Here is a 23,842-nt window from a genome sequence, read left to right on the forward strand (position 1 = left end):
ATGAGGAGGAGATGAGGTCCTTGGACAATAGCAGATGCTGCGATCAGCACGGTACTCATACACTCAAACGAGTGTATGAGCCGTACACGCTGGCATGCCGCTCAGAGCGCCACGCTGCTGATGATTTGAGTACGGTCATCCGGGTCTGTGACGCTGTTGAAGCCCAACGCATGCGTCAGTTCACGCAGTGGCAGGTTGGTCGCCGCATCTATCGTATACATCCGTTTGAATCCATTGGCTCGCGCGGCCTTTATCAGGTGCTGCATCAAAATGCGCCCCAACCCCAGGCGTTGCCATGTGTCGGCAACCGTGACCGCACATTCGCACTCATCCTCCTTGGCGGTGGCGTAACGCGCCACGCCGATTTCGATCAGCGTGCCGTTGGCGTGCACCAGGGCGATAAACGCCATGCGTTGCTGGTTATCGACACTCATCAACTGATCGAGCAGGGCTTTACCGGGCTCGTTGATTTCGCCAAGGAAACGCGCGTGCCGCGACTCGCGGGACAAACCCTTGATGAAGGCGTATTCCCGCTCACGGTCGTCGGCGGTCAGGGGGCGCACCAGCACGTGGCGGCCGTCGTCGAGTTGTTCGATCCAGTGTTCATGCGGTATGGCCGCATAGACGGCGTCGGCTTGGCTGTTTTGTGCTGCGAGGCTAGGCATGTGATGGCTCCGAGGTGGGGTGGGCAGGGAACATCGCCCTGTCGACAACAATGTGCGTACGCAGGCCCTCGCTACGCAGTGCGCGGCGAGGGCATCAGGCGGTTAATCGACGATCTCGGGCGTCACCATCCATACACTGCACGGCATTTTATACAGCAGGGTTTCGGCGGTACTGCCCAGCAGGCGAGACAGCCCGTGATGACCGACGCGGCCCATGACGATGACATCGACGTTGTAAGCATCGGCATAGCTGGCCAACACCTTCGCCGGGTTGCCCAGAATCATATGGCGCTGCGCCGGCGGGATGCCGTTGCGCGCGGCCAGGTCATTGAAGGCCTGGCCCTGGTCATCAAACAGGCGCTTGGCGGCCACTGAAGAGAAATAGCCGGCCCCGCTGCCAAACCCATACTCCTGGGCGCTCAGGTCGGAAAGGTCGTGGGCATAGACCACCTCCACCTCAGCGTTACACAGGTCGGCCAATTTGCTCGCCTCATGCAGGATGCGGTCGTTGAGGCCCTCATAGCGATCGTCACGATGGAACGGGTCCACCGCAGCGACGATCTTGCGCGGCAATGCATGCTGCGCGTTGCTGACAAAATGCAGCGGTACCGGGCATTCGCGCAGCAGGTGCACATCCAGCGGCGTGAACAACAAGCGTGACAGCAGCGATTCATGCTCCAGTGCCTTGATCACCACGGTCATCGGCTCTTCGCGCAAACGCACCAGAATCTCTTGAAGCGGGCGTTCCACCCACGCCACTTCAGTGGTGACGGTCAGCCCGTATTTGCGCAAGGGCGCGGCCCGTTCTTCCAGCCACTGGCGATGACGCTCCACGTAGCCGATGCGCATTTGCTCCAGGGCCTGCTCGTTGACCAGACCGGCGGTCGCCAGGCCTTCCAAATAGTCGAAGGCGAGGATATGCAGGGCAGCGCCATCGGCCTTCGCCAGGGCTGCGGCGCGGTCGAAGGCGGGGCTGTGTTCCATCAGCGGCGAAACCAGCAGCAAGTAACGGTCTTGGTCAGACATGGCAATCTCCCTCGGGGTCGGTGGCAGCGGCGGTGATACCTGCCGCTGATCATGGCCTGCGCTGCGAGGTCGAGGTTGATCTGTATCAAATTGCCCGCAGGCCCAGAGCGGCACGCGATGTGCGGTCAGTTGCGCGATAGTTGATCATGATCAACCTGCCAGGCGTGATCGCGGCGCAATCTGGAGTTCCCCTGCGCAGGAGATCACCTTATGGCAACCATGAGCGCCGCTGTTTTCGTTGAAAAAAACCGCATTGTCCTGCAGGACAAGCCGATTCCCGACGTTGGCCCGCTGGACGCTTTGGTGCGCATCACCACCACGACCCTCTGCGGCACCGACGTGCATATCCTGCGCGGCGAGTACCCGGTCGCCAAAGGCCTGACCATCGGCCACGAGCCGGTTGGCGTGATTGAACGCCTGGGTGCCCAGGTGAGCGGGTTTGTCGAGGGGCAGCGGGTGATCGCCGGGGCCATCACCCCCAGCGGGCAAAGCTATGCGTGCCTGTGCGGCTGCGGTTCCCAGGACGGCCCCGACACCCGCCACGGCTTTCGGGCGGCTGGCGGCTGGAAGTTCGGCAATACCCTCGATGGCTGCCAGGCCGAGTATGTGCTGGTGCCTGATGCGCTGGCCAACCTGTGCCCGATCCCCGATGGCCTGAGCGACGAACAAGTGCTGATGTGCCCGGACATCATGTCCACCGGTTTTTCCGGCGCCGAGCGCGGCGAGGTCAACATTGGCGATACGGTGGCCGTGTTTGCGCTGGGGCCTATCGGCTTGTGTGCGGTGGCGGGCGCACGGCTCAAGGGCGCGTCGATGATCATTGGCGTCGACGGCGTGACTGAGCGCATGGGCGTGGCCCGACGCCTGGGGGCCACTCATCTCGTCGACTTCAAGCAAGGCAATGTGGTTGAGCAAATCATGGCCATCACGGACGGGCGCGGGGTGGATGTGGCGATCGAAGCCCTGGGCACCCAAGGCACGTTTGAGTCGGCATTGCGGGTGCTGCGCCCGGGCGGGCGCGTGTCCAGCCTGGGGGTGTACTCCAGTGACTTGCACATTCCCTATGATGCCTTTGGAGCAGGGCTGGGGGATTACAGCATCGTGTCGACCCTGTGCCCTGGCGGCAAGGAACGCATGCGCCGCTTGATGGCCGTGGTGGCCAGCGGCGGGGTGGACCTGTCGCCGCTGGTGACGCACCGTTTCAAGCTCGACGACATTGAGGCCGCCTATGAGCTTTTCGCTCATCAGCGCGATGGCGTCATGAAAGTCGCGATTACCCCCTGAAGGCGCCGGCCTATGACCGCCCTGGGGCTTGCCGGCGCCGCCGCCGCGCTGGGCATCGGCATGCTGGTGGGGCTGGAGCGCGAGCGCCACAAAGGGCAGGGCGAGCGCCGCGCGTTTGCCGGTTTACGCACGTACGCGATTACCGCGCTGCTCGGCTATGTCACGCAGCAAGTCGGCGGCGCGCTCTTGTTGGGGCTGCTAGCGCTGTGCCTGGCGGTGCTGGTCAGTACCGCCTACTGGAAGAGCCGGGACACCGACCCGGGAATTACCAGTGAAGTGGCGTTGTTCACCGTGCTGGTGCTGGGTGCATTGTGTGGTGTCGCCCCCGAACTGGCGGCGGCCATCGGTGTGGTCGTGGCCGGTCTGCTGATCTACCGTCATTCGCTGCACGAGTTTGCCCGCAGCCAATTGACCGATGCTGAAATGCGCGATGGCCTGTTGCTGCTGATTGTTGCGCTGGTGGTGCTGCCGCTGGCGCCGGACCGTTTTATCGGCCCTCATGGGGCGCTGAACCCGCGCACCATCTGCACCTTGACGGTACTGTTAATGGCCATCGGTGCGGTTGGGCATGTCGCCGTGCGTACCTTGGGCGCGCGTTATGGCTATGCCATCGGGGCGGTTGCTTCGGGGTTTGCGTCCAGTACCGTGACCATTGCCGCCATGGGCCATAGGGCCGCGAAAGAACCCTCGAACCTGCGCACGCTGGCAGCGGCAGCGATCTTTTCCAACCTGGCGACCGTGGCCCAGGTGGGGCTGATCCTCGGCACCGTGGAGCCGGCGCTGTTGGCCCAGATGGCCTGGTCACTGCTGGGCGGGTTTGTCACCACCGCCGCGTATGGGCTGTGTCTGATGCTGCGCACACCGACGACGTCTGCGGGTCAAGCCATCACCGTGGGCGGCGCGTTCGACCTGAAGCTGGCCCTGCTAATGGTCTTGACCCTGACGGGGATTACCTTCGTGTCGTCGATGATGCTGTTTCACTTCGGCCAGGTGGGCGTGATGTTGACCGCCACTCTGGGTGGGTTTGCCGACGCCCATGCATCGACCGCCTCCATCGCCGCCCTGGCCACCAGCGGCCAACTCGCCCTGCAGGCGGCGTCTATTCCGGTGTTGCTGGCGGTCAGTTGCAACTCGCTGAGCAAGTGCCTGGTGGCGTGGGTCAGCGGCGGCCGTCGGTTTGCGGTGTATGTGATTGCCGGTCAGGTCCTGCTGACCGGCGCGATGTGGCTGGGCCTGCTAGGCCAGTGATCCCGGGATCTGCAAGGTGGCGCGCAACCCGCCGTTGGCCAGGTTGGCCAGGCGGATCTGCCCGCCAAGGCGGTGGGCAATGGTCTGTACGATGGTCAGCCCCAAGCCTGCGCCTTCGGCATTGCCCCGGCTGTAGAACAGCTCGAACAGTCGCTCGCGCTCGTTCTCGTCAATGCCTGGCCCTTGGTCATCCACGGTCAACTCGAACCCCGCGGCCGTTTTGCACAACCCGACGGTAATCACGCCGTGTTCCGGCGAGAAATTCGCCGCATTGGTCACCAGGTTGGTCAGCGCGATATTGATCGCGGACGCGTCGGACCTCACGCCGTAGTCGGCATCATCGACGTCGAACGCCAACTCCAGGCCTTTGCTCAGCAACCAGGGTGTCAACTGAATCAGCGTTTCACGCACCGTTTTCTGCAGGTCGATGGCCTGCGCCTGGGGCTGCGCGCCGCTGGGCTCCAGGCGCGCCATGGTCAGCAACTGGTTGACCAGGCGGCTGGTGCGGTCAACACCCGTGATCAGAAACGCCAGCGACTCGCGCCGCTCGGCTTCCGTACCGGCCTCCAACAGGTTTTGCGCGTGCACCCGCAACACCGCCAGGGGCGTGCGCATTTCGTGGGCGGCGTCGGCGATGAAGCGGCGTTCGCGGCCGAGCATTTCCTGGATCTGCGCCAGCATGCGGTTCAGCGCGGCCTGCATCGGTTCCAGTTCGGTGGGCAGCGGGGTCAGTTGCATCGGTTCCAGGGAGCCGGAATGCCGTGCGCGCAAGGTCGCCGCCATATTGGCCAGCGGCTTGAGCCCCCAGCCGATGGCCAGCCAGACCATCGCGGCCAGAATCAGGCTGCCGAGTATGTTGGGCAACAGCGTGTGGCGCAGGATGCGGTCGACCAGGTCAGAGCGTACGTCGTCGCGCTCACCCACCCAGATCCGCAGCCCATTGTCTTTGTCCTTGAGCAGAAAACCGCGCCATTGACGGCCATTCAGGTCGGCGACATTGCTGTACCCCGGTTGGCCGGGAGGCTTGGCAAATGACGGTGCGCTGGCGGTAAATACCAGGCGCTCACCTTCGCTGTTCCAGACCTGAAAGGCGATTTTGCTCTCGTAGGGGTGCCCATCGACCTTGGGCATCGCTTCGCCCAAGGCTTTGTTGAAGGCGCGATACAGCTCCGTCTGATCGTTACGGGCCAGTGGCATGCTCATCACGCCCTGGAGCAATCGGGCGTTCTGCGCCAGTTGTGCGTCGTAGACTTCGGCGATTTCGTGGTTGCTGTCATGCAAGTTGAGCACGCTGATCACCAGTAGCCCCATGAACAGCAGGCCGATGATCAGGGTCAGGGTGCGCCGCCGAATAGAGCTCATCGGCGCTCCTCAACCAGGTAGCCGACGCCGCGAATGGTGCGGATCAGCTCGCTGGAGAATTTTTTGCGCAGGTGATGGATATGCACTTCCAGGGTGTTGCTTTCGGCCTCTTCGTTCCAGCCATACAGCAACTGCATCAACTGGTCACGGGTCATCACGCGGCCGGGTGGCGACAGCAGTTCGTGCAGCAACTGGTATTCCTTGGGTGTGAGCGGCACCGGCGTGCCGTGGTAGCTGACCTGTTGGGTACTGGGGTCCAGGCAAATGCCGGCGTGCTCGATCACGACCCGCGCCCGGCCGGCGCTGCGCCGCAGCAGTGCGCGCAGGCGCGCCTTGAGTTCGGCGAGGTCGAAGGGTTTGACCAGGTAATCATCGGCACCGGCGTCGAGCCCGGCGATGCGGTCTTCAGTGGCATCGCGCGCGGTGAGGATCAGCACGGGCAGGTTGGACCCGCTGTCCCGCAGACGGCGCAGTACCTCAAGCCCATCCATGCGCGGCAAGCCCAGGTCGAGCACCACCGCGTCAAAGGTTTCGCTGAGCAAGGCATGCAACGCACTGCTGCCATCCTGCAGCCAATCAACGGTATAGCCTTCACGCACCAGTGCCTGATGAATCCCTTCGCCCAGTGCAACGTCATCTTCGATCAGTAATAGCCGCACATGGACTCCTGTCAGTTGAGTTGTTTGTCGAGGTCGGCCAGCAGGCTTTCGATCTCTTTGCGCCGCCCGGCATCGGCAGTCTCCCGACCCGGCCGTGGCGCGGCCAGTAAGGCTTTGCGCAGGGCATCACGGGCCTCGCCATAGCGTTTTTGCCGGTAGAGGTGGTCGCCCCAGAAATACAGACTATCAATGCCCGTCGGGTTCAGTTGCAAGGCTTGCGTGAGCAGCTGTTCAGCCTTGTCGGCATCACCAAAGCCGATCGGCCAGCCGGGGACGCGATCGTACAGCGCCGCGAGGCTGGTGTAGGCCGAGCCTTGCAGGGCCTTGGGGTCCAGAGCGAGCGCTTTCTCAAGGTCTGCCTTGGCCGCCTTGACCTTGCTCAATGCGCCGAGCCCGCCTTGGGCGCCGGCCCAGCTGCTGGTGACAATCCCGGACCAGATCCATGCTTCGGCAGCCTGAGGGCGCGCCTGGGTGAATGCCGTCGCCTGCGTCGCGAGTTGTGCAAACGCCTGGGTACGCTGCGCTTCAGGCAGGGTGTATTGGATATCGGCCCAGCGCGTCTGGATATCACTCAGGCGCTGCTGGTCACCAGCCTCCAGCGCCCAGGTGAGTGGGCTCAAGGCGCTGAGCAGCAGCACGACAAAGAGGCGTTTCATGGGTTCAGATCCTTATTCACGGGTTTATCGCTCAGGCGACGTACCAACGGCAATTGTTTGCGCAAGCCACGGTCAACCAGGTTGGGCAACAGGCTGTTGAGGCGCACAAAAAAGCGCTCAGGCCAGCCCAGGTACAGGTCACGCCGATTATTGGCGATGGCGTGGATCACCGCCGACGCCACCGTCAGCGGGTCGTCCACATTGGACTTGAGCGCGTCGTTCAACGCCTGCGCTGCCGGGCTGTTCATCCGCGTATGGGTGGCGCGCGGCGCCACATACAACACGCCTACTCGGGTATCGGCCAGTTCCCGGCGCAAGGCTTCGGAAAACCCGCGCAAGGCGAACTTGGTGGCGCAGTAAGTGGCATAGCCGGGGTAGCCGATGGAGCCATAGGTGGAGCCGACATTCACCACCATGGCGCTCTCGGCTTGCTTGAGCAGCGGCAGCAGCAGCTTGGTCAGGCAGATGGGCGCGGTAATATTTAACGCCAGCATGCCGTTGATTTCGTTGTCGTCGAGTTGCTCAAGCATGGCGAAATGATTGATGCCGGCCGCGTTGATCAGCAGATTGACACCGCCGATGGCCTCGGCGGCGACCCTGACCTTGCGCCGATCGGCGAGGAAGGTCAGGTCGGCACTCACCCAGCACAGCTGCTGCGGGTACTGCGCAAGCAACGGCTCCAGCGGTGTGCGATGGCGTGCCACGGCCAGTACGTGCGCGCCGCTGGCACACAACGCGCCGGCAATCGCCAGGCCAATGCCACCGCTGGCGCCGGTCAGAACCACGCGGGCGTCAGACAGGCGCATGGGCAGCCTCCGCAATACGTGGCAGGTTGCGGAACATGTCGGTATAGAGCGCGTACACCACCTTGGAGGCATGGATCACGGCGGCCTGATCGTCGGCATCGTCCAGGCTGTTCATCAAGCGGCGGTAGGTTTCCATGTGCCCAATGTCCAGGGAACCGTGGGAACTCAAGTAGCTGAACGCCGTGGCCGGCAGTTGCAGGCGCTCGCGGATGCTGCCGGCGGCGTGGGTCGCCAGGGCGATACTGGTGCCTTCCAGCACATTGACCATGCCGAACAGGCCGACCGGGTTGCCCCGCGCGATCAGGTCATACAGATAGCTGACCATCAGCTCAATGGGTAAACCCGGTTGCCCGTCACGGACCGCATCCTTATCGCCGCCACAGGCCTGGATGTCATTGAGCACCCATTGCTCGTGGCCGTACTCATCCTCGATGTACTCGCAGACGGCCTTGCGCAGCCATTCCAGGCGCGAGGGCAGGCGTGCACCACAGGCCATCATCAACGGCACGGTATGACGCACGTGGTAGTAGGCCTGGGCCAGGAAGGCACGATAGCTCTCCAGGCTGACCTTGCCTTCCAGCGCATCCCGGATGATCGGCAGGCTGAACAGCGTCTGGCGTTCCTGTTGGGTGGCATCTTGCAGCGTGTCGAAAAAATTCACGATGAGGTTTCCTCGTTGAAGGCGGGGGCAAGCTGGGTGTGATAACGCGCGACGATGGCCTCGCGCCGGGGTCGGCCGTTGGCGGTGAGCATGCCGTTGGCGGCACTGAAGGGTTCATCCAGGCGCGTCCAGTGATGCACCTGGGCGTAGTCGGGCAAGCCGGCATTGACGGCGGCGACGGTGGCGGCCAGCTGGGCGTCGGTGCAATCGTTGCGGTGGGGCCAGAGCAGCGCGTGATTCGCGGGCTGAGCTTCGCCATAGACAAAGGCTTGGGCGATGACGCCGCCCTGGGTCAGTTCGGCCTCGACCCAGTCCGGGTTGACGTTGCGCCCATAACTGGTGACGAACTGATGTTTCTTGCGGCCGTTGAGGTAGAGGAATCCGTCCGCGTCGAAGGTGCCCAGGTCGCCGCTGGGCCACCACTGATCAGGGTGGTCGGCGTGGCCCAGATAGCCGAGCAAACTTGAGCCTTTGATCAGCACTTCACCGTCTTCGGCGAGGCGAATCTCCACATGGGGCAGGGGCTGGCCGACACTGCCCGGGCGCTGCGCATCCGGGCGATTAAGACACACCACCGAGGCGCATTCCGATAAGCCGTAACCTTCGTAAACCGGCAGGCCCAACTGCTGCGCCCGTTGCAGCAAGCCCTTGGCCACGCGAGCGCCGCCGACGGCGGCAAAGCGCAGGTGCTGCGGGCTGAATGCCTTCTGCTCAGCGGCGATGACCAGCATTAACAGCAATTGCGGAACCAGAATCAGGCTATGGGGCTGACGCACCGCCAGGCAGCCGAGCAATTGCGCGGCATCCACTGCGCTGGCGCCCTGGATGCCCAAGCTTTTTTGGCTGGGCACACTCAAGGTGGCGCCGGCATACAGCGCGGCATAGCACCCGAGGTTTTCCAGCAGAATCGCCAGCGGCAACAGCGCCAGATGGTGGCGTGGAGCGCTCGCGTGGCTGGCCTGGTGCAACTCGCGGGCAACCCGCAGCAGGCTGTCGGCGCTCAGGCATACGCCCTTGGGCGCCCCGGTGGTGCCGGAGGTGAATGTCACCTTGGCAGTGCCCGATGGCATCGACGGGCGGCCGGCAAAGCTTCTGCACCAGAAGTCGCCGCGTGGCTGGTAACCGGCAGCCAGTAGCTCAGCCTCCAGGTGGGGCTCGGCGATCACCCGTTCGGCCTGGCTTTGTTCCAGGCAATGGGCGCGCTGGGCGGGGCTGAAAAACGGCGGCAGGGTCAGGCAGGTCAACCCTTCGAAGAGTATCGCCAGGTCCCACAGCATGGCGTCGACGCCATTGTCCAGGGCCAGCGCCACCACCTTCACGCCTTCATCACGCAGGCGTTGCTGGCGGTACGCAACTTCGGCGAACAGTGAGGTGTAATCCATTTTCAAGCTATCGCCCCACAGGGCAATGGCGCCGTCGTTGCGTTCGGCATGGCCGCGCAGCACAGCGTGGAAACGGCGGGTTTCAGGCGACATGGCTGTTGTCCTCAAGCGTGGTCGGCAACCCAAGGCGTGAGAACAGGCCCATGTTGCGCAAGTGGATGAACCCGGCGCGGATGTTGCCGACGTGCACCCACGGTTGGCTTTCGTAGTAACTGCCCCACAGATGCCGGTCATCTCCCAGACGCTGCGGGTCGGCCGCGCACAGGGTGACCGGCTTCAAACCGAGGCGGTGGAAACTGTTGACCAGCCCGATATTGCCGGTGAATGCCACCCACTCCAGGCCGCCCATGGCCAGCAACCAAGTGATGGCGATGATGCTCAGGCGCGCACTGCCGGTATCGCTGGCGGCCAGGTTGCCGACTTCGGCAATTGCCTGGCGCTCTACTGTCTGGTCGGCAGCGGCGCTGATCAGGGGGTCGATCGGATGGTCCAGGTAACGCTCCAGAAACAGCGGCTCGGCACATGCCAGCCGTACACCGGCGACCGCACACAGGTCACCGTTGGCGTGGCTGACGCCAAATAGCTGCGGCATGAAATGTCGGATGTCGGCGCCGTGGGCAAGGCGAAAACGCTGTTGGATAAAGGCCTCGAAGGCGGGGCGCTGCGTGTCGTGGGGCAGGGCGCGAGCCAGGCGCATTTGTGCACGGTCGGCCGGGCCGAACAGCACGGGCAAGGGGATGTTCCAGTCGATATCGGGCATTGGCGCAGAGCCTCCCACGTGAAGTTGGGAGAAGTATCAAAGGCATTTCTTAACGGAGTCTGAAGGTGCTGAAAATGATCGTTGGGCCGATCTTCAGACTGCCTTAAGACTTGTTCGGCAGGGTAGCGCCACCACTCACGCAGAAGGCTTTTACCCCATGACTCAACCTCCGCAGACGCAGCGCTACGCGACACTCTCGATGACCTTGCACTGGCTGATGCTGGCGCTGTTTGTCGGCGTGTATGCCTGTATTGAAATCAAAGGCTTGTTGCCGCGCGGGCATGCGCTCAAAGGGGTGTTTCTTGGCGCCCACTCGCTGTTCGGTATCGGCATTTTCGTGCTGGTGTGGCTGCGACTGCTCGGGCGCCTGGCGCCGCGCCCGGCGATCCTGCCACGTCCGCCTCTGTGGCAAACGGCAGCCTCGCACCTGATGCACCTGGCGCTGTATGCCTTGATGGTGGTAACGCCGTTGTTGGCCTGGCTGATGCTCAATGCCGCCGGCAAACCGCTGCCGTATTTTGAGTTTGCCTTGCCGACGCTGGTGGCGCCCGACCCGGACCTGGCCAAGCAGTTCAAGCACTGGCATGAATGGTTGGGCAGCAGCGGTTACTGGTTGATCGGCCTGCATGCGGGCGCAGGGTTGTTCCACCATTACTGGGTTCGGGACAACACCCTGGTGCGCATGTTGCCCGCGCGTTTCGGGCGCTGATCGCGCAGCACACGGCCAGGCATGGGTGGCGGCAAGCATCCCCAGTGAAGCGTTCAGCCATCCATGAAACTCGCGGATTTCAGATTTATTGGCTTGATGAAACGTTTAACCACGCGATAAACGGCAGACGCAAGCGCTTGCGTAACGAAATGCAACTGGAATAGAGTCGGCAGCGTTCGACTACAAAAATAATAATTCCAGGAGCTCATGCATGAGCCTTGAACCCTTGCTTGAGATGCAGGGCATCAGCAAAACCTTTAATGGTTTGCGGGTGCTCAAGAACGTCGGCCTGAAGGTTTACCCCGGTGAAATCCACGCCTTGATGGGTGAGAACGGCGCCGGCAAATCAACCTTGATGAAAATCCTCTCCGGCGCTTACCAGGCTGACCCCGGCGGTGACATCCGCATCGACGGCCAGCGCGTCGCCACGTTTGACCCCGCCACCGCCAAAACCCTCGGCATCGCTGTGATCTACCAGGAACTGAGCCTGTGCCCGAACCTGAGCGTGGCCGAGAACATTTACCTGGGCCGTGAACTGCGGCGTGGTTGGACCATCGACCGCAAGGGCATGCAGCACGGCTGCTTCGAGGTGTTGCAGCGGCTGGGTGCCGAGTTCAAACCCACGACGCTGGTCAGCAGCCTGTCGATTGCCGAGCGCCAGTTGGTGGAAATCGCCCGTGCGCTGCATGCCCACGCCAGGATCCTGGTGATGGACGAACCGACCACGCCGCTGTCATCGCGCGAGACCGATCGGCTGTTCGCACTGATCAAACAACTGCGTAGCCAGGGCTTGGCGATCATCTATATCAGCCATCGCATGGCCGAGATCTACGCATTGTCGGACCGGGTGTCGGTGCTGCGCGACGGCCAGTACATCGGCGAGCTGACCCGCGATGCGCTGTCGGCCGAGGTGCTGGTGAAAATGATGGTCGGCCGCGATCTCTCCGGTTTCTACAAGAAGGAGCACGCCGCCTATAACCCCGGCAACGTGGTGATGCGCGTGCGCGACATGGCCGATGGCAAGCGCGTGCGCAATTGCAGCTTCGACCTGCATGCCGGCGAAGTGCTGGGCATTGCCGGGCTGGTCGGGGCAGGGCGCACCGAGCTGGCACGGCTGATCTTCGCCGCCGACCCGCGCACCTCCGGCACCCTGGAAGTGGTGGGCAAGACCGTTACCCAACTGCGCAACCCGGCGGACGCGATCCGCGCCGGCGTGGTGTACCTCACCGAAGACCGCAAGGCCCAGGGCCTGTTCCTGGACATGAGCGTCGCCGACAACATCAACGTTTGTGCCTGTGTGCCGGATGCCCACGCCGGTGGTGTGCTGGACCGCGGCCATGCTGCGCAACGCGCGAATGATGCGATCAAGTCGTTGTCGATTCGCGTGGCCTCCGGCAAGGTCAATGTCGGTGCGCTGTCGGGTGGCAATCAGCAGAAGGTACTGCTGGCGCGGCTGCTGGAGGTCAAGCCGCATGTGCTGATCCTCGACGAACCCACGCGGGGCGTCGACATCGGCTCCAAGTCCGAGATCTACCGCATCATCAATCAACTGGCGTTGGCCGGGGTTGGCATCGTGGTGATTTCCAGCGAGCTGCCGGAAATCATCGGCACCTGCGACCGTGTGCTGATCATGCGCGAAGGCCAGTTAGTGGCCGAAGTGGGCGGGGCATCCGGCCACGTTATATCCCAGGAACGTATTATTGACCTCGCCACCGGTGGCGATCAGGTGGCTGCTAATGGTTGATTCAAACAACACGATGACAATTGCCTCGGTGGGCAAGGCTGAACGCGTCCGCGAGCTGATGCGCACGGTGGGCATGTTGCCGGTACTGGTGTTGCTGCTGGTGGGCTTTGCCCTGGCCAGCGAGAACTTCCTGACCGTGCAGAACCTGTCGATCATCACCCAGCAGGCCTCGGTCAACGTGGTACTGGCGGCGGGCATGACCTTTGTGATCCTCACGGCGGGCATCGACCTGTCGGTCGGCGCGATCCTCGCGGCCTCCGCCGTGGTGGCGCTACAGGCCTCGATGTCGCCGCAGTTCGGCATGTTCGGGATCGCCGCCGGGATTGGTTTCGGCTTGTTGCTGGGCCTGGTCAACGGTGGGCTGATTGCATTCATGCGCCTGCCACCGTTCATTGTCACCCTCGGCGCACTGACTGCCATGCGTGGCCTCGCGCGTTTGCTGGCTGACGATAAAACAGTGTTCAACCCTGACCTGCCCTTTGCATTTATCGGCAATGACTCGATCCTCGGCGTACCGTGGCTGGTGGTCATCGCCGTGGCGGTGGTGGTGTTGTCGTGGTTCATCCTGCGCCGCACCGTGATGGGCGTGCAGATCTACTCGGTGGGCGGCAACCCGGAGGCCGCGCGGCTGTCGGGGATCAAGGTGTGGAAGGTGTTGCTGTTCGTCTACGCCATGTCCGGCGCATTGGCCGGGCTCGGCGCGGTGATGAGCGCCTCGCGCCTGTTTGCCGCCAATGGCCTGCAGCTGGGCCAGTCCTATGAGTTGGATGCGATCGCTGCGGTGATTCTCGGCGGCACCAGTTTTACCGGCGGCGTCGGCACCATCGGCGGCACGTTGATCGGCGCGCTGATTATCGCGGTGCTCACCAATGGCCTGGTGCTGCTGGGGGTGTCGGATATCTGGCAGTACATCATCAAGGGCATCGTGATCATTGGCGCGGTGGCGCTGGATCGCTATCGCCAATCCGGCGCTCGTACCTGATTTCACTCCCACAATAATCACAAGAGAGATCCGCATGAACCTTAAACGCCTGTTTCCCGTGCTGGCCCTGGCTGCCCTGATGTCCAACGTCGTGCAAGCCCGGGAACTCAAAGCCCTCGGCATCAGCATGGGCTCGCTCGGTAACCCGTATTTCGTGACCCTGGCCGACGGCGCTACGGCGCGGGCCAAGGAGCTCAACCCCAACGTCAAGGTCACCTCGGTGTCGGCCGACTATGACCTGAGCAAGCAGTTCTCGCAGATCGACAACTTCATTTCCTCCAAGGTCGACCTGATCCTGATCAACGCTGTCGACCCGTCGGCGATGGCCTCGGCCATCAAAAAAGCCCGTGACGCCGGGATTGTGGTGGTGGCCGTGGATGTGGACGCCAAAGGTGTCAACGCCACCGTGCAAACCGACAACGTCGAAGCCGGCAAGCTGGCCTGCCAGTTCCTGGTGGACAAACTCGCGGGCAAAGGCAATGTGATCATCCAGAACGGCCCGCAAGTCACTGCGGTGACCGACCGTGTCAAAGGCTGTAAAGCCGCGCTGGCCGCAGCACCGGCTATCAAGGTGCTGTCCGACGACCAGGACGGCAAAGGCTCGCGTGAAGGTGGCCTGAATGTGATGCAGGGTTACCTCACACGCTTCCCGAAAATCGACGGGCTGTTTGCGATCAACGATCCGCAGGCCATCGGCAGCGACCTGGCGGCCAAGCAGCTGAAACGCGGCGGCATCATCATCACCTCGGTGGACGGTGCGCCGGATATCGAGAATGCCTTGAAGACCGACACGCAGATCCAGGCCTCGGCCAGTCAAGACCCTTGGGCCATGGCCCAGACTGCGGTGAATGTCGGCAATGACATTCTCAATGACAAGGCCCCGGCCGAAGCGGTGACCCTGCTCACGCCAAAATTGATCACCCGCGACAACATCGGTACGTACAGCGGCTGGTCGAGCAAACATTGATCCACTGAAGGGGAGCGCGTCATGGTCACCATGGATGACGTGGCGAGCCGGGCGGGCGTGTCGACGTCGACGGTGTCACACGTATTGAACGGCACTCGCAAGGTCAGCCCGGCCACGGTGCAGGCGGTGCAGCGCGCGATTCAGGCATTGGGCTACATCCCCAATACCCTGGCGCGCTCGCTGGCCCGGTCCAGTACCAGCACGATTGGCGTGGCGATCTCGGCGCTGTCCAACCATTACTTCAGCGAGATGGTGCACGCGATTGAAGCCGAGTGCACCCAGCACGGCTTCATGATGCTGTTTGCCGACCCCCATGACGACCCGGAGCAAGAGCTGCGGGTGGTCACGGCGCTGCATCATCGGCGCGTCGACGGCATTCTGTTGGCACCCTCCACCGGCTCAAAGGCCCTGGCGTATCTGCAGGCCAATGACATGCCAACGGTGTTGGTGGACCGCATGATGAGCGAGCAGTTTGATCAGGTCGGGGTGGAGAATATCCAGTCGACTCGGGCACTGGTCGCCCACCTGATTGAACACGGGCACCGACGCATCGGCTTTATCGCCGGGCGGGCAGGGCTGAGCACCACCGATGAGCGCGTGGCGGGTTACCGCGATGCGCTGGAGGCGGCGGGCCTGATATTCGACCCGCAATTGCTGGTCAGTGGCGGCTCCAGCAGTGCGCCGGCACGGGCCGCTACCGTGCAGCTACTGGGCCTGGCCGCGCCACCGACAGCGATCATGGCGGGCAATAACCTGATGACGCTGGGCGCCATGCACGCCCTGCGTGATGCGCACATTGAGGTGCCGGGGCAAATGGCCCTGGTGGGTTTTGATGATTTTGACTGGGCAGATTTTTTCGTGCCGCGCCTGACGTTGATTGCCCAACCGGTCAACGAACTTGGGGCGCGCGCCGTACAAATGTTACTGCAACGCATGGCGTCGCCGGCTGCGCCTGCGCAAAGTGTGCGCCTGGCACCCAGCCTGCAATACCGTAACTCATGTGGCTGTACTTGATTGGAATGATCCGCGTATGAGCAGTCCTGTTTCCCTCGGCATAGACCTCGGCACTTCGGAACTCAAGGCGATCCTGATGGACGTTGACGGCGAGGTGCTGGCCCACGCCGGCGTGCGTTTGAGCGTGTCGCGGCGCCACAGCGGCTGGTCCGAACAAGCGCCGCAAGACTGGTGGCACGCCTGTTTGCAGGCGCTGGAGCAGTTGCGTGCCCATGAGGCGTTTGCCCGGGTGGCGTGTATCGGCCTGTCGGGGCAGATGCACGGCGCGGTGCTGCTGGGGGATGACGATCGCGTGCTGTACCCGGCGATCCTGTGGGACGACTCGCGCGCGGTGGCCGAGGCCGAACAACTCGGCGCCGGCTTTGCCGAGGTCACCGGCAGCTTGCCCATGGCCGGGCTCACGGCGCCGAAATTGCTCTGGCTGCAGCGGCACGAACCCGAGGTATTCAAGGCGATTGATTGCGTGCTGTCCCCCAAGGATTACCTGCGCTTGCGGTTGACGGGCGAGCGCATCAGCGAGATGTCGGATGCCGCCGGCACACTGTGGCTGGATGTGGCGCAGCGTGAGTGGTTTGCGCCCATGGTGGGTGCCACGGGCCTGACGCTGGCGCAGATGCCCAGGCTGGTGGAAGGCGGCGCGGCAAGTGGGTGTTTGAAGGCGAGCGGGTTGGGCCTGTCGCCCGAGGTGGTGATTGCCGGCGGTGGCGGCGATAACCCGGTGGCCGCCGTCGGTATCGGCGCAATTAACGCCGGTGACGGCTTCATTACGTTGGGCACCAGCGCGGCGATTGTGGCGATCACCGATCATGCCGCCGGGAATCCGGCCAGTGCCGTGCACAGCTTCTGTCACGCGCTGCCCAACCGCTGGTACACCATGGGCGCGATGCTCGCCGGTGCCAGTTGTTTGCGTTGGGTCACGCGGCTCACCGGTACGCCGGATGAGCAGACGTTGTTGGATCAGGTGCAGGCCCAATTGCCCATTGCACAGCTCGTGCCATTGGACACGCCGCTGTTTCTGCCGTACCTGGCCGGTGAGCGCACACCGCATAACGATCCTTTATTGCGCGGCGGCTTTATGAGCCTGGGCCACGATTGCACGCCAGCCATGCTCGGTTATGCGGTGATGGAAGGCGTCGGGTTTGGTTTGCTCGATGCCTTGCACGCCGTGCAATCGGCCGGCGCCAACGTCGCGGCATGCGCCCTGGTCGGTGGCGGCGCACGCAGCGAATACTGGGCGCAGTTGCTGGCCAATATCCTGCAGCGCGAGATAGTTACCTTGCACGGCAGTGAATTGAGCGCCTGCATTGGCGCCGCGAAGCTTGGGTTTCTGGCGATCGGGCAGGGTGCCGCCTTGTTGCAGGCGGGCATGCCGGTCAAGGCGCGGTACTTGCCGGACACCGCGCAGCAGCCAAGGCTGCAAGCGCGTTATCGCCAGTTCCAGGGGTTACACGCTGCGGCAACGGCGCTGCACGACTGATCAAGCGCCTGGTGACTGTTGTTGTGGCAAGCCCGCTCGCCACCGCTGCGGGGGCCGCACTGAATTATCCGGTTTAACTGGCCAGACTGCGCAGTACGCGGTCCAGCGAGGTGGTGCCCTTGAGCACGGCGTCGTGCTCGAAACAGATCCAGCCCTCGTTGAACCCATCGACCATGCGCATGCGCGGCATTGGGTGTTGTGCGCCTTGGGCGCGAAGCAAGCTTTCCCAGCGCTCGCGTTCGACCACTTCGGCCTTCACGTCACGGCCCAGGATGTGCCCCAGGGCCTGGGCAATGTCGTTCGGGCTCACCCATTGGCCTTCCAACTCAACCACGCGGCGGCCGGCCCAGTCTTGCTGCAACAACTGCGCGGCGAGGGTGCCGATGTCGGCCGTGGCAACCATCGGCACGCGCTTGTCGAGCGGTTGCAGGAAACTATGGATCCGCCCGGTGTCACGCGCGGTGCTGACATCGTACGCCGCGTTCTCCATGAACCAGGCCGGGCGCAGGAATGTCACGGGAATGTCCAGGGCGCTGAGCGCTTGCTCCATCAGCGTGCGCTGAGTCAGCAGGTTGAGCGCTGTGGCTTGGGCGCCGATGGTCGACAGGCACAGCACCTTGTGGGGCGCGGCGGCCTTGAGCGCCTGGCTGACGGCGGAGATCACCGCACGTGCTTCCGGAAAGCCGGGCTGCGGGTCAAATTCCGACGGCGGCAGAATGAACACGCCCGTGGCACCTTTGAACGCTTCAGTCAGTGCGTGTGCATCTTCCATCCGGGCCAAGGCGATCTCGCAACCCAGGTCGGCCCAATAAGCCGCTTTGCTGGCATCGCGAATCACCGCGCGCACCGGTTGCTGCGCTGCGAGGAGCGCATGCGCCAACGCGCCGCCGACCTTGCCTGTGATACCTGTAATGACGTACATGAGCGTTACACCTCTGGGTTCCAATGAAGGGAGCCCAGCATAAAGACCCGCCTGCGATGACAGAATAGCGATTCCGTCACTGCTTTAATGAGCCCCAGTCATTAATCAGCCAGCGGTGGCAAACGCCGTTTTACCGGGGTTTTCTTGACGATGGCGGTGTTGGTTTCGGCATACGCGTTGAGCCGGTCCAGCAGGCTGTCGAGGTGGTCCATGGTGCGCACGTGCAGGCGGGCGATAAAGCAGTCATCGCCGGTGACTTTGTCGCACTCGGTGAACTCCGGGATCGCCTGGATCTGGCGCTCCACCTCCTGCAATTGGCCAGGCAACGGCCGGATGCGCACGATGGCTTGCAACAAGTAGCCGAAGTGCCTGGGGTCGATATCGACGGTGTAGTGGGTCAGCACGCCGCGCTCTTCGAGGCGCCGCAGGCGTTCGCCGACACTCGGCGATGACAGCCCGGTGATGCCCGCCAGGGCCTTGAGGGACAGGCGCGAGTCGTCCATCAAAGCGGCGATCAGTTGCTGGTCGATGGTGTCAATCATGCGATGTGCCTAATAAGAAAAGGTGATTGCGGCGTTTTGCCTTTCTTAGTCGCTGGAGCGGCTGACACGCAGATTGCCATAATTGAGCCTCACTTGAGGAGCCTCTATCGTGGACACATCTATCCGTCGCGGGTCGTGGGAAATGGTTGCCGCCATGCTGATTTCGGGCAGCATCGGCTGGTTTGTGCTGGTGTCGGGCGTCTCGGTGATCGAAGTGGTGTTCTGGCGCTGCGTGATAGGCGCGCTGACCTTGTTGCTGGTCTGTGCGTTGCTGGGTTACCTGCGACTGAACCTGCTCACCTGGGCCAAGCTTGGCCTGGCGATGCTCAGCGGCGTGGCGATTGTGGGCAACTGGTTGCTGTTGTTCGAATCCTATTCGCGCGCGTCCATCGCCATCAGTACCGCGGTGTATAACGTGCAGCCGTTCATGCTGGTGATGCTGGCGGCGGTATTGCTCGGCGAAAAGATCACCGTGCAGAAACTCGCGTGGTTGAGCGTGGCATTCCTGGGCATGTTGGCGATTGTCACCGCCCATGGCGAGCAGCAACGCGGTGGCGGGGATTATCTGGCGGGTATCGCGTTAGCCCTGGGCGCGGCGTTCTTATATGCGATTGCGGCGCTGATCATCAAGCGCTTGAAGGAAGTGCCGCCGCACTTGATGGCGTTGATTCAAGTGATCACTGGCGCATTGCTGTTGGCGCCGCTGGTGCCTTGGAACAGCTTGCCCGCGACCACAAATGCCTGGGCTGCACTGGTTACGCTGGGCGTTGTGCACACCGGCCTGATGTATGTGTTGCTGTACGGGGCGATCCAGAAACTGCCGACCGCGATTACCGGGGCGCTGTCGTTTATCTACCCTATTGCGGCGATTTTTGTCGACTGGCTTGCCTTTGGGCATCGCCTGGGTTGGCTGCAATGGCTGGGGGTTGTTGCGATTCTGTTCGCGGCAGCGGGGTTGCAGCGGGGCTGGTGGTGGCCCCGCTCCCCAAGGGCTAGTGCGTGCCCTGAAAGATGATATTTTCCGGGTCGAAATGGCCCACGCCGCTGCCCGGCAGCGGTAAGCCAAGGATATGCCCCTTGATCTTGCCCACCACGTGCATCTCGCATGGCTTGCAGTCGAATTTCAAGGTCAGCACTTCGTCGCCGTGGATCAACTGCATCGGCGCGACTTTGGTCTTCACGCCCGTCACACCCTTGGCCTGTTTAGGGCACAGGTTGAACGAGAACCGCAGGCAATGCTTGGTGATCATCACCGGCACTTCGCCGGTTTCTTCGTGGGCTTCAAAGGCAGCGTCGATCAGCTTCACGCCGTGACGGTGGTAGAAGTCGCGGGCCTTCTGGTTGTAGACGTTGGCCAGGAATGACAGGTGCGCTTCCGGGTACACTGGCGGCGGCGTGGTCTCGGCCTTGCGCCCACCTCGTGGGTGCGCTGCAACGCGTGCGGCCGTCAGCGCTTCGATCACTTCGCGGCGCAGTGCCTTGAGTTGCGAGTTGGGGATGAAGAACGCCTGTGGCGCATCCAGCTCGATGTGCGTGGCGTGGTACTCGGTGGTGCCGAGTTGGCCGAGCAAATCGCGCAGTGTCTCCAGCGCTTGTTCCGGCTTGTTGGCCACGCCAAACGGGCCGGGCAGGGTGACGCTGGCGCGGATGCCTTCTTCGCTGGTGGCGGTGACTTCCAGCTGATCTTCTCGCAGGCGTGCCACCCACGACAGACCGATACGGCGCTCGGCCGAGGTCTTGAGCAGCGCCTGTTGCCAGTTATGGTCCAGGTTGCGGTTCAGCGGGTGATTCGGGCGCAGTTGGTGCAGCCCGGCCGGCATCTCGTTCGGCTCGACGCGGTAACGGTAGCGTTTCTCGCCGTCTTCCTCGAACTCGCCTTTGGCTTCTGCAATGTTGGCGCGGAAACCCACGACTTCGCGCTTGATCAGCACATTCAGGCCGTCGCCGTTGGACAGCGGCTCATGGGTGACCACCTGCAGGTCGCGCTTGCCGGCTTTTTCCACCACGCCCACCGGCAAACCGGTGAACGTCGGGGTGTCGAAAGCGCCGATGTCGATCTTGCGATCACTGACGAAGTAGTCGGTGCTGCCACGGTGGAAGGTTTTTTCCGGGTCGGGCAGGAAGAAATGCGCGGTGCGGCCGCTGGACGCGCGGGCCAGGTCCGGGCGGTCTTCGAGGATGTCGTCGAGACGCTGGCGGTAATAGGCGGTGATGTTCTTCACATAACCCATGTCCTTGTAGCGGCCTTCGATCTTGAACGAACGCACACCGGCTTCGACCAGTGCGCGCAGGTTGGCGCTCTGGTTATTGTCTTTCATCGACAGCAGGTGCTTTTCAAAGGCCACGACGCGGCCCTGGTCATCTTTCAAGGTGTACGGCAGGCGGCAGGCCTGGGAGCAGTCGCCACGGTTGGCACTGCGGCCATTCTGCGCGTGGGAAATGTTGCACTGCCCGGAGAACGCCACGCACAAGGCGCCGTGGATAAAGAACTCGATGGCTGCATCGGTTTCATCGGCGATCGCGCGGATTTCCTGCAGGTTCAGCTCACGGGCCAATACCAACTGCGAGAAACCGGCCTGGTCGAGAAACTTGGCGCGGCCCAGGGTGCGGATGTCGGTCTGGGTGCTGGCGTGCAGCTCAATCGGCGGAATATCCAGCTCCATCACGCCCAGGTCTTGCACGATCAGCGCATCGACACCGGCGTCGTACAGCTGATGGATCAGCTTGCGCGCAGGTTCCAGCTCGTTGTCATGCAGGATGGTGTTGATGGTGGTGAACACGCGAGCGTGGTAACGGCGGGCGAATTCGACCAGTTGAGCGATATCGCTCACCTCGTTACACGCATTGTGGCGGGCGCCGAAGCTTGGGCCGCCGATGTAGATGGCGTCGGCGCCATGCAAGATGGCCTCGCGCGCGATGGCGACATCGCGGGCAGGGCTGAGCAATTCCAGGTGATGCTTGGGCAAGGACATAGTTTTTTAGTCAGGCTTGTCACGGTTGAGGCGCGCATTGTAGCTGTGAAATGCCTGACCGGCATCTACCGCAGGGCTGTCAGGCCTTGGCGGCCATCGCGGTGACTTCCACCCGCATGCCTTCAACGGCCAGGGCCGCTACGCCGACGGCCGCGCGAACAGGCCAGGGCTTGGCAAAAAATCGCTTATAGACTTCGTTGAATGCAGCCCGATCAGCCATGTCGGTGAGGTAGATGGTCAGGTGCATGACCCGATCCATCGAACTGCCGGCCTTTTCGAGCGCCACTTTCAAGGCTTGCAACGTGCATTCGCTTTGCAGGGTGATATCACCCAGTTCCAGGCTACCGTCGGCGTGGGTCGGGATCTGTGTGGAGACCAGAATGCCGTTGAAGCCAATGACGTCGGAGGAAATGGAATCGGCATCCGGGTCGGGGGTGTAGGTCAGGTCGTGGTTGGCCATGATGGTTTCCTGGCAGGTAAAAAGGGCCGTCAATTTAAACACAGGGTCACTGCAAATCGGCGCAAAGACAGCAGAGAATTGGCGTCAATTAATAATTATTTTTCGACTATAAAGTTGCCTGTGCCCAAGTCGATAGTGCAATGAAGCAGCCCAGATTCTGCGCACAAACGAGGGTAGGTCATGTTCAATAAAACACTCAAAACAGAACTGACGGCCAGGACGGCCGAAGTTGTCGAGTATAAAGGACTGATTACTGCACTCGAGCGCTCTATGGCGGTGGTCGAATTCGACACCAATGGAAAAGTGCTGCGCGCCAACGAAAACTTTATGAACACCCTGAGCTATAGCGCCGAGCAATTGGTCGGCAAGGCTCATCGTGATTTCTGCTTGCCTGCGCTGACCAGCAGCCCGGCCTATGCGGCGTTATGGAACGACCTCAAGGCGGGAAAATTCGTCTCAGGTACGTTCAAGCGCGTAACCCGTGACGGCCGGGTCGTGTGGCTGGAGGCCAGTTACAACCCGGTGCTGGATGAGCGTGGCCAGGTCCTTAAAGTGGTCAAGTACGCGCTGGACGTTACCCGCAAAGTCGAACAGGAGGCGGCCACCCACAGCAAACTGGTCGCGCTGGACCGAGCGATGGCGGTCATCGAGTTTGACTTGAAAGGGCAAATCCTGGACGCCAATGAAAACTTCCTCAACGTGATGGGGTATTCGCTCGCCGAACTCAAAGGCAAACACCACCGCATGTTTTGCGAGCCCGAGTTGATCAACAGCAATGAATACACCGACTTCTGGCGCCGCCTTAACAATGGCGAATTCTTTACCGGGCAATTCAAGCGTCTGGGCAAGCACGGTCGCGTCGTCTGGCTGGAAGCCAGTTACAACCCGGTGTATGACGGCGATGGCACTTTGATCAAGATCGTCAAGTTTGCCAGCGACATTACCGAGCGCGTGGAAAAGTTCGAGGAAGATTCGCGCGGCGCTTCACGGGCTTACCATATTTCATCCGAAACCGAGCGATTCGCCGAGCATGGCACACAGGTGATTCAAGAAACCGCCAGTGAAATGCGCCGGATTGCCGATAACATCGGCGTCTCCGCGCGGCTGGTGGGCCAACTGGGCGATCGCTCCGAACAAATTACCGCCATCGTCAATACCATCCGTGGCATCGCTGACCAGACCAATCTGCTCGCGCTCAACGCTGCCATCGAGGCGGCGCGGGCAGGTGATCAGGGCCGTGGCTTCGCGGTGGTGGCCGATGAGGTACGGCAACTGGCAGGGCGGACCAGCGGTTCAACAGCAGAGATTGCCGAGATGATCAGCATGATCCTGTCGGAAACCCGTGATGCCGTCGCCAGCATGAATGCCACTCAGGAAGGCGCGCAGCGTGGCGTGAGCCTGGCTGACCAGGCGGGCTCGGTGATTCTGCAGATCCGCACCAGCACCAGCGATGCCGTACAAGCCGTGAGCATGTTTGCTTCAAAGTTGGATGAGTCTGAGGTGATTCCGAAAACCGCGGTCGGCTGGGTGGGATAACGGCGGAG

General features: G+C 62.4%; 22 protein-coding genes and 2 pseudogenes. 11 read left to right on the top strand and 13 right to left on the bottom strand.

Annotated features, from left to right (window positions below):
• Window positions 1-101: 101 nt before the first annotated feature.
• Both JFT85_RS01450 and JFT85_RS01455 read right to left on the bottom strand, forming a co-directional pair.
• Complete coding sequence (locus JFT85_RS01450; RefSeq protein ID WP_053256137.1) at window positions 102-665, bottom strand: GNAT family N-acetyltransferase; 564 nt, start codon at window positions 663-665, stop codon at window positions 102-104.
• A 102-nt stretch (window positions 666-767) separates the two neighbouring features.
• On the bottom strand, window positions 768-1,691 hold the full coding sequence (locus tag JFT85_RS01455) for a universal stress protein (RefSeq protein WP_201228931.1): 924 nt from the start codon (window positions 1,689-1,691) through the stop codon (window positions 768-770).
• Window positions 1,692-1,901: 210 nt separating this feature from the next.
• Between JFT85_RS01455 and JFT85_RS01460 the strand changes: the two genes are divergently transcribed.
• On the top strand, window positions 1,902-2,975 hold the full coding sequence (locus tag JFT85_RS01460) for an NAD(P)-dependent alcohol dehydrogenase (protein ID WP_053256135.1): 1,074 nt from the start codon (window positions 1,902-1,904) through the stop codon (window positions 2,973-2,975).
• Between the two features lie 12 nt (window positions 2,976-2,987).
• On the top strand, window positions 2,988-4,223 hold the full coding sequence (locus tag JFT85_RS01465) for an MgtC/SapB family protein (RefSeq protein ID WP_201228933.1): 1,236 nt from the start codon (window positions 2,988-2,990) through the stop codon (window positions 4,221-4,223).
• Here the strand turns inward: JFT85_RS01465 and JFT85_RS01470 are convergent.
• From JFT85_RS01470 to JFT85_RS01500, 7 genes are read right to left on the bottom strand one after another with little or no spacing between them, the layout of a single operon-like run.
• Window positions 4,212-5,585 (bottom strand): ATP-binding protein, encoded by a 1,374-nt coding sequence (locus JFT85_RS01470; protein WP_201228935.1) that lies wholly within the window; start codon window positions 5,583-5,585, stop codon window positions 4,212-4,214. The genes JFT85_RS01465 and JFT85_RS01470 overlap by 12 nt on opposite strands.
• Window positions 5,582-6,244 carry a response regulator gene (locus JFT85_RS01475; RefSeq protein ID WP_053256132.1) on the bottom strand — a complete coding sequence of 221 codons (663 nt, stop codon included), beginning with the start codon at window positions 6,242-6,244 and terminating at the stop codon, window positions 5,582-5,584. Before JFT85_RS01475 ends, JFT85_RS01470 begins: the two co-directional genes overlap by 4 nt.
• Window positions 6,245-6,255: 11 nt before the next feature.
• Window positions 6,256-6,900 (bottom strand): tetratricopeptide repeat protein, encoded by a 645-nt coding sequence (locus JFT85_RS01480; protein WP_069551574.1) that lies wholly within the window; start codon window positions 6,898-6,900, stop codon window positions 6,256-6,258.
• Window positions 6,897-7,706 (bottom strand): SDR family oxidoreductase, encoded by an 810-nt coding sequence (locus tag JFT85_RS01485; RefSeq protein WP_069551575.1) that lies wholly within the window; start codon window positions 7,704-7,706, stop codon window positions 6,897-6,899. Before JFT85_RS01485 ends, JFT85_RS01480 begins: the two co-directional genes overlap by 4 nt.
• A complete protein-coding gene (locus JFT85_RS01490) occupies window positions 7,693-8,367 on the bottom strand; it encodes a TenA family transcriptional regulator (RefSeq protein WP_069551576.1) in 675 nt (224 codons plus the stop codon). Before JFT85_RS01490 ends, JFT85_RS01485 begins: the two co-directional genes overlap by 14 nt.
• Window positions 8,364-9,842 carry an AMP-binding protein gene (locus JFT85_RS01495; RefSeq protein WP_201228937.1) on the bottom strand — a complete coding sequence of 493 codons (1,479 nt, stop codon included), beginning with the start codon at window positions 9,840-9,842 and terminating at the stop codon, window positions 8,364-8,366. Before JFT85_RS01495 ends, JFT85_RS01490 begins: the two co-directional genes overlap by 4 nt.
• Entirely contained in the window at window positions 9,832-10,509 is a 678-nt protein-coding gene (locus tag JFT85_RS01500; RefSeq protein ID WP_053256127.1) for a thermostable hemolysin, read from the bottom strand. The genes JFT85_RS01495 and JFT85_RS01500 overlap by 11 nt, the downstream gene beginning before the upstream one ends.
• A 157-nt stretch (window positions 10,510-10,666) precedes the next feature.
• Here JFT85_RS01500 and JFT85_RS01505 point away from each other — a divergent pair, with 157 nt between their 5' ends.
• From JFT85_RS01505 to xylB, 6 genes are all read left to right on the top strand, one after another.
• Window positions 10,667-11,218 carry a cytochrome b gene (locus JFT85_RS01505; RefSeq protein WP_053256126.1) on the top strand — a complete coding sequence of 184 codons (552 nt, stop codon included), beginning with the start codon at window positions 10,667-10,669 and terminating at the stop codon, window positions 11,216-11,218.
• Window positions 11,219-11,429: 211 nt separating this feature from the next.
• Window positions 11,430-12,962, top strand: coding sequence for a sugar ABC transporter ATP-binding protein (locus tag JFT85_RS01510; RefSeq protein ID WP_169875405.1), 1,533 nt, complete (start codon window positions 11,430-11,432; stop codon window positions 12,960-12,962).
• 13 nt (window positions 12,963-12,975) lie between these two features.
• Window positions 12,976-13,944: an ABC transporter permease subunit gene (locus JFT85_RS01515; protein WP_053256520.1), complete on the top strand. Its 969-nt coding sequence runs from the start codon at window positions 12,976-12,978 to the stop codon at window positions 13,942-13,944.
• Window positions 13,945-13,978: 34 nt separating this feature from the next.
• A complete protein-coding gene (locus JFT85_RS01520) occupies window positions 13,979-14,911 on the top strand; it encodes an ABC transporter substrate-binding protein (RefSeq protein WP_053256124.1) in 933 nt (310 codons plus the stop codon).
• 21 nt (window positions 14,912-14,932) lie between these two features.
• On the top strand, window positions 14,933-15,925 hold the full coding sequence (locus JFT85_RS01525; protein WP_069551579.1) for a LacI family DNA-binding transcriptional regulator: 993 nt from the start codon (window positions 14,933-14,935) through the stop codon (window positions 15,923-15,925).
• Window positions 15,926-15,941: 16 nt separating this feature from the next.
• Window positions 15,942-17,402: a xylulokinase gene (gene xylB, locus JFT85_RS01530; RefSeq protein WP_078828303.1), complete on the top strand. Its 1,461-nt coding sequence runs from the start codon at window positions 15,942-15,944 to the stop codon at window positions 17,400-17,402.
• A gap of 73 nt (window positions 17,403-17,475) precedes the next feature.
• Here the strand turns inward: xylB and JFT85_RS01535 are convergent, their stop codons facing one another.
• Both JFT85_RS01535 and JFT85_RS01540 read right to left on the bottom strand, forming a co-directional pair.
• Window positions 17,476-18,324 carry an NmrA family NAD(P)-binding protein gene (locus JFT85_RS01535; protein WP_201228939.1) on the bottom strand — a complete coding sequence of 283 codons (849 nt, stop codon included), beginning with the start codon at window positions 18,322-18,324 and terminating at the stop codon, window positions 17,476-17,478.
• 101 nt (window positions 18,325-18,425) lie between these two features.
• A complete protein-coding gene (locus tag JFT85_RS01540; protein ID WP_053256120.1) occupies window positions 18,426-18,866 on the bottom strand; it encodes an Lrp/AsnC family transcriptional regulator in 441 nt (146 codons plus the stop codon).
• Window positions 18,867-18,975: 109 nt separating this feature from the next.
• Between JFT85_RS01540 and JFT85_RS01545 the strand changes: the two genes are divergently transcribed.
• On the top strand, window positions 18,976-19,881 hold the full coding sequence (locus JFT85_RS01545; protein ID WP_053256119.1) for a DMT family transporter: 906 nt from the start codon (window positions 18,976-18,978) through the stop codon (window positions 19,879-19,881).
• Here the strand turns inward: JFT85_RS01545 and JFT85_RS01550 are convergent.
• Together JFT85_RS01550 and JFT85_RS01555 are read right to left on the bottom strand one after the other, a co-directional pair.
• Window positions 19,859-21,838: a peptidase U32 family protein gene (locus JFT85_RS01550; protein ID WP_053256118.1), complete on the bottom strand. Its 1,980-nt coding sequence runs from the start codon at window positions 21,836-21,838 to the stop codon at window positions 19,859-19,861. The two genes, JFT85_RS01545 and JFT85_RS01550, sit on opposite strands and share 23 nt — an antisense overlap.
• Window positions 21,839-21,917: 79 nt before the next feature.
• Window positions 21,918-22,298, bottom strand: a complete 381-nt coding sequence (locus JFT85_RS01555; protein WP_053256117.1) for a RidA family protein — start codon at window positions 22,296-22,298, stop codon at window positions 21,918-21,920.
• Window positions 22,299-22,478: 180 nt separating this feature from the next.
• Here JFT85_RS01555 and JFT85_RS28625 point away from each other — a divergent pair.
• Window positions 22,479-23,246, top strand: a pseudogene (locus tag JFT85_RS28625) (PAS domain-containing protein); the annotation flags it as partial.
• A 111-nt stretch (window positions 23,247-23,357) separates the two neighbouring features.
• Window positions 23,358-23,834, top strand: a pseudogene (locus JFT85_RS28630) (methyl-accepting chemotaxis protein); the annotation flags it as partial.
• Between the last annotated feature and the right edge of the window lie 8 nt (window positions 23,835-23,842).

Origin of the sequence: Pseudomonas sp. TH04 (assembly GCF_016651355.1) — a bacterium.
Classification (GTDB): domain Bacteria; phylum Pseudomonadota; class Gammaproteobacteria; order Pseudomonadales; family Pseudomonadaceae; genus Aquipseudomonas; species Aquipseudomonas fluorescens.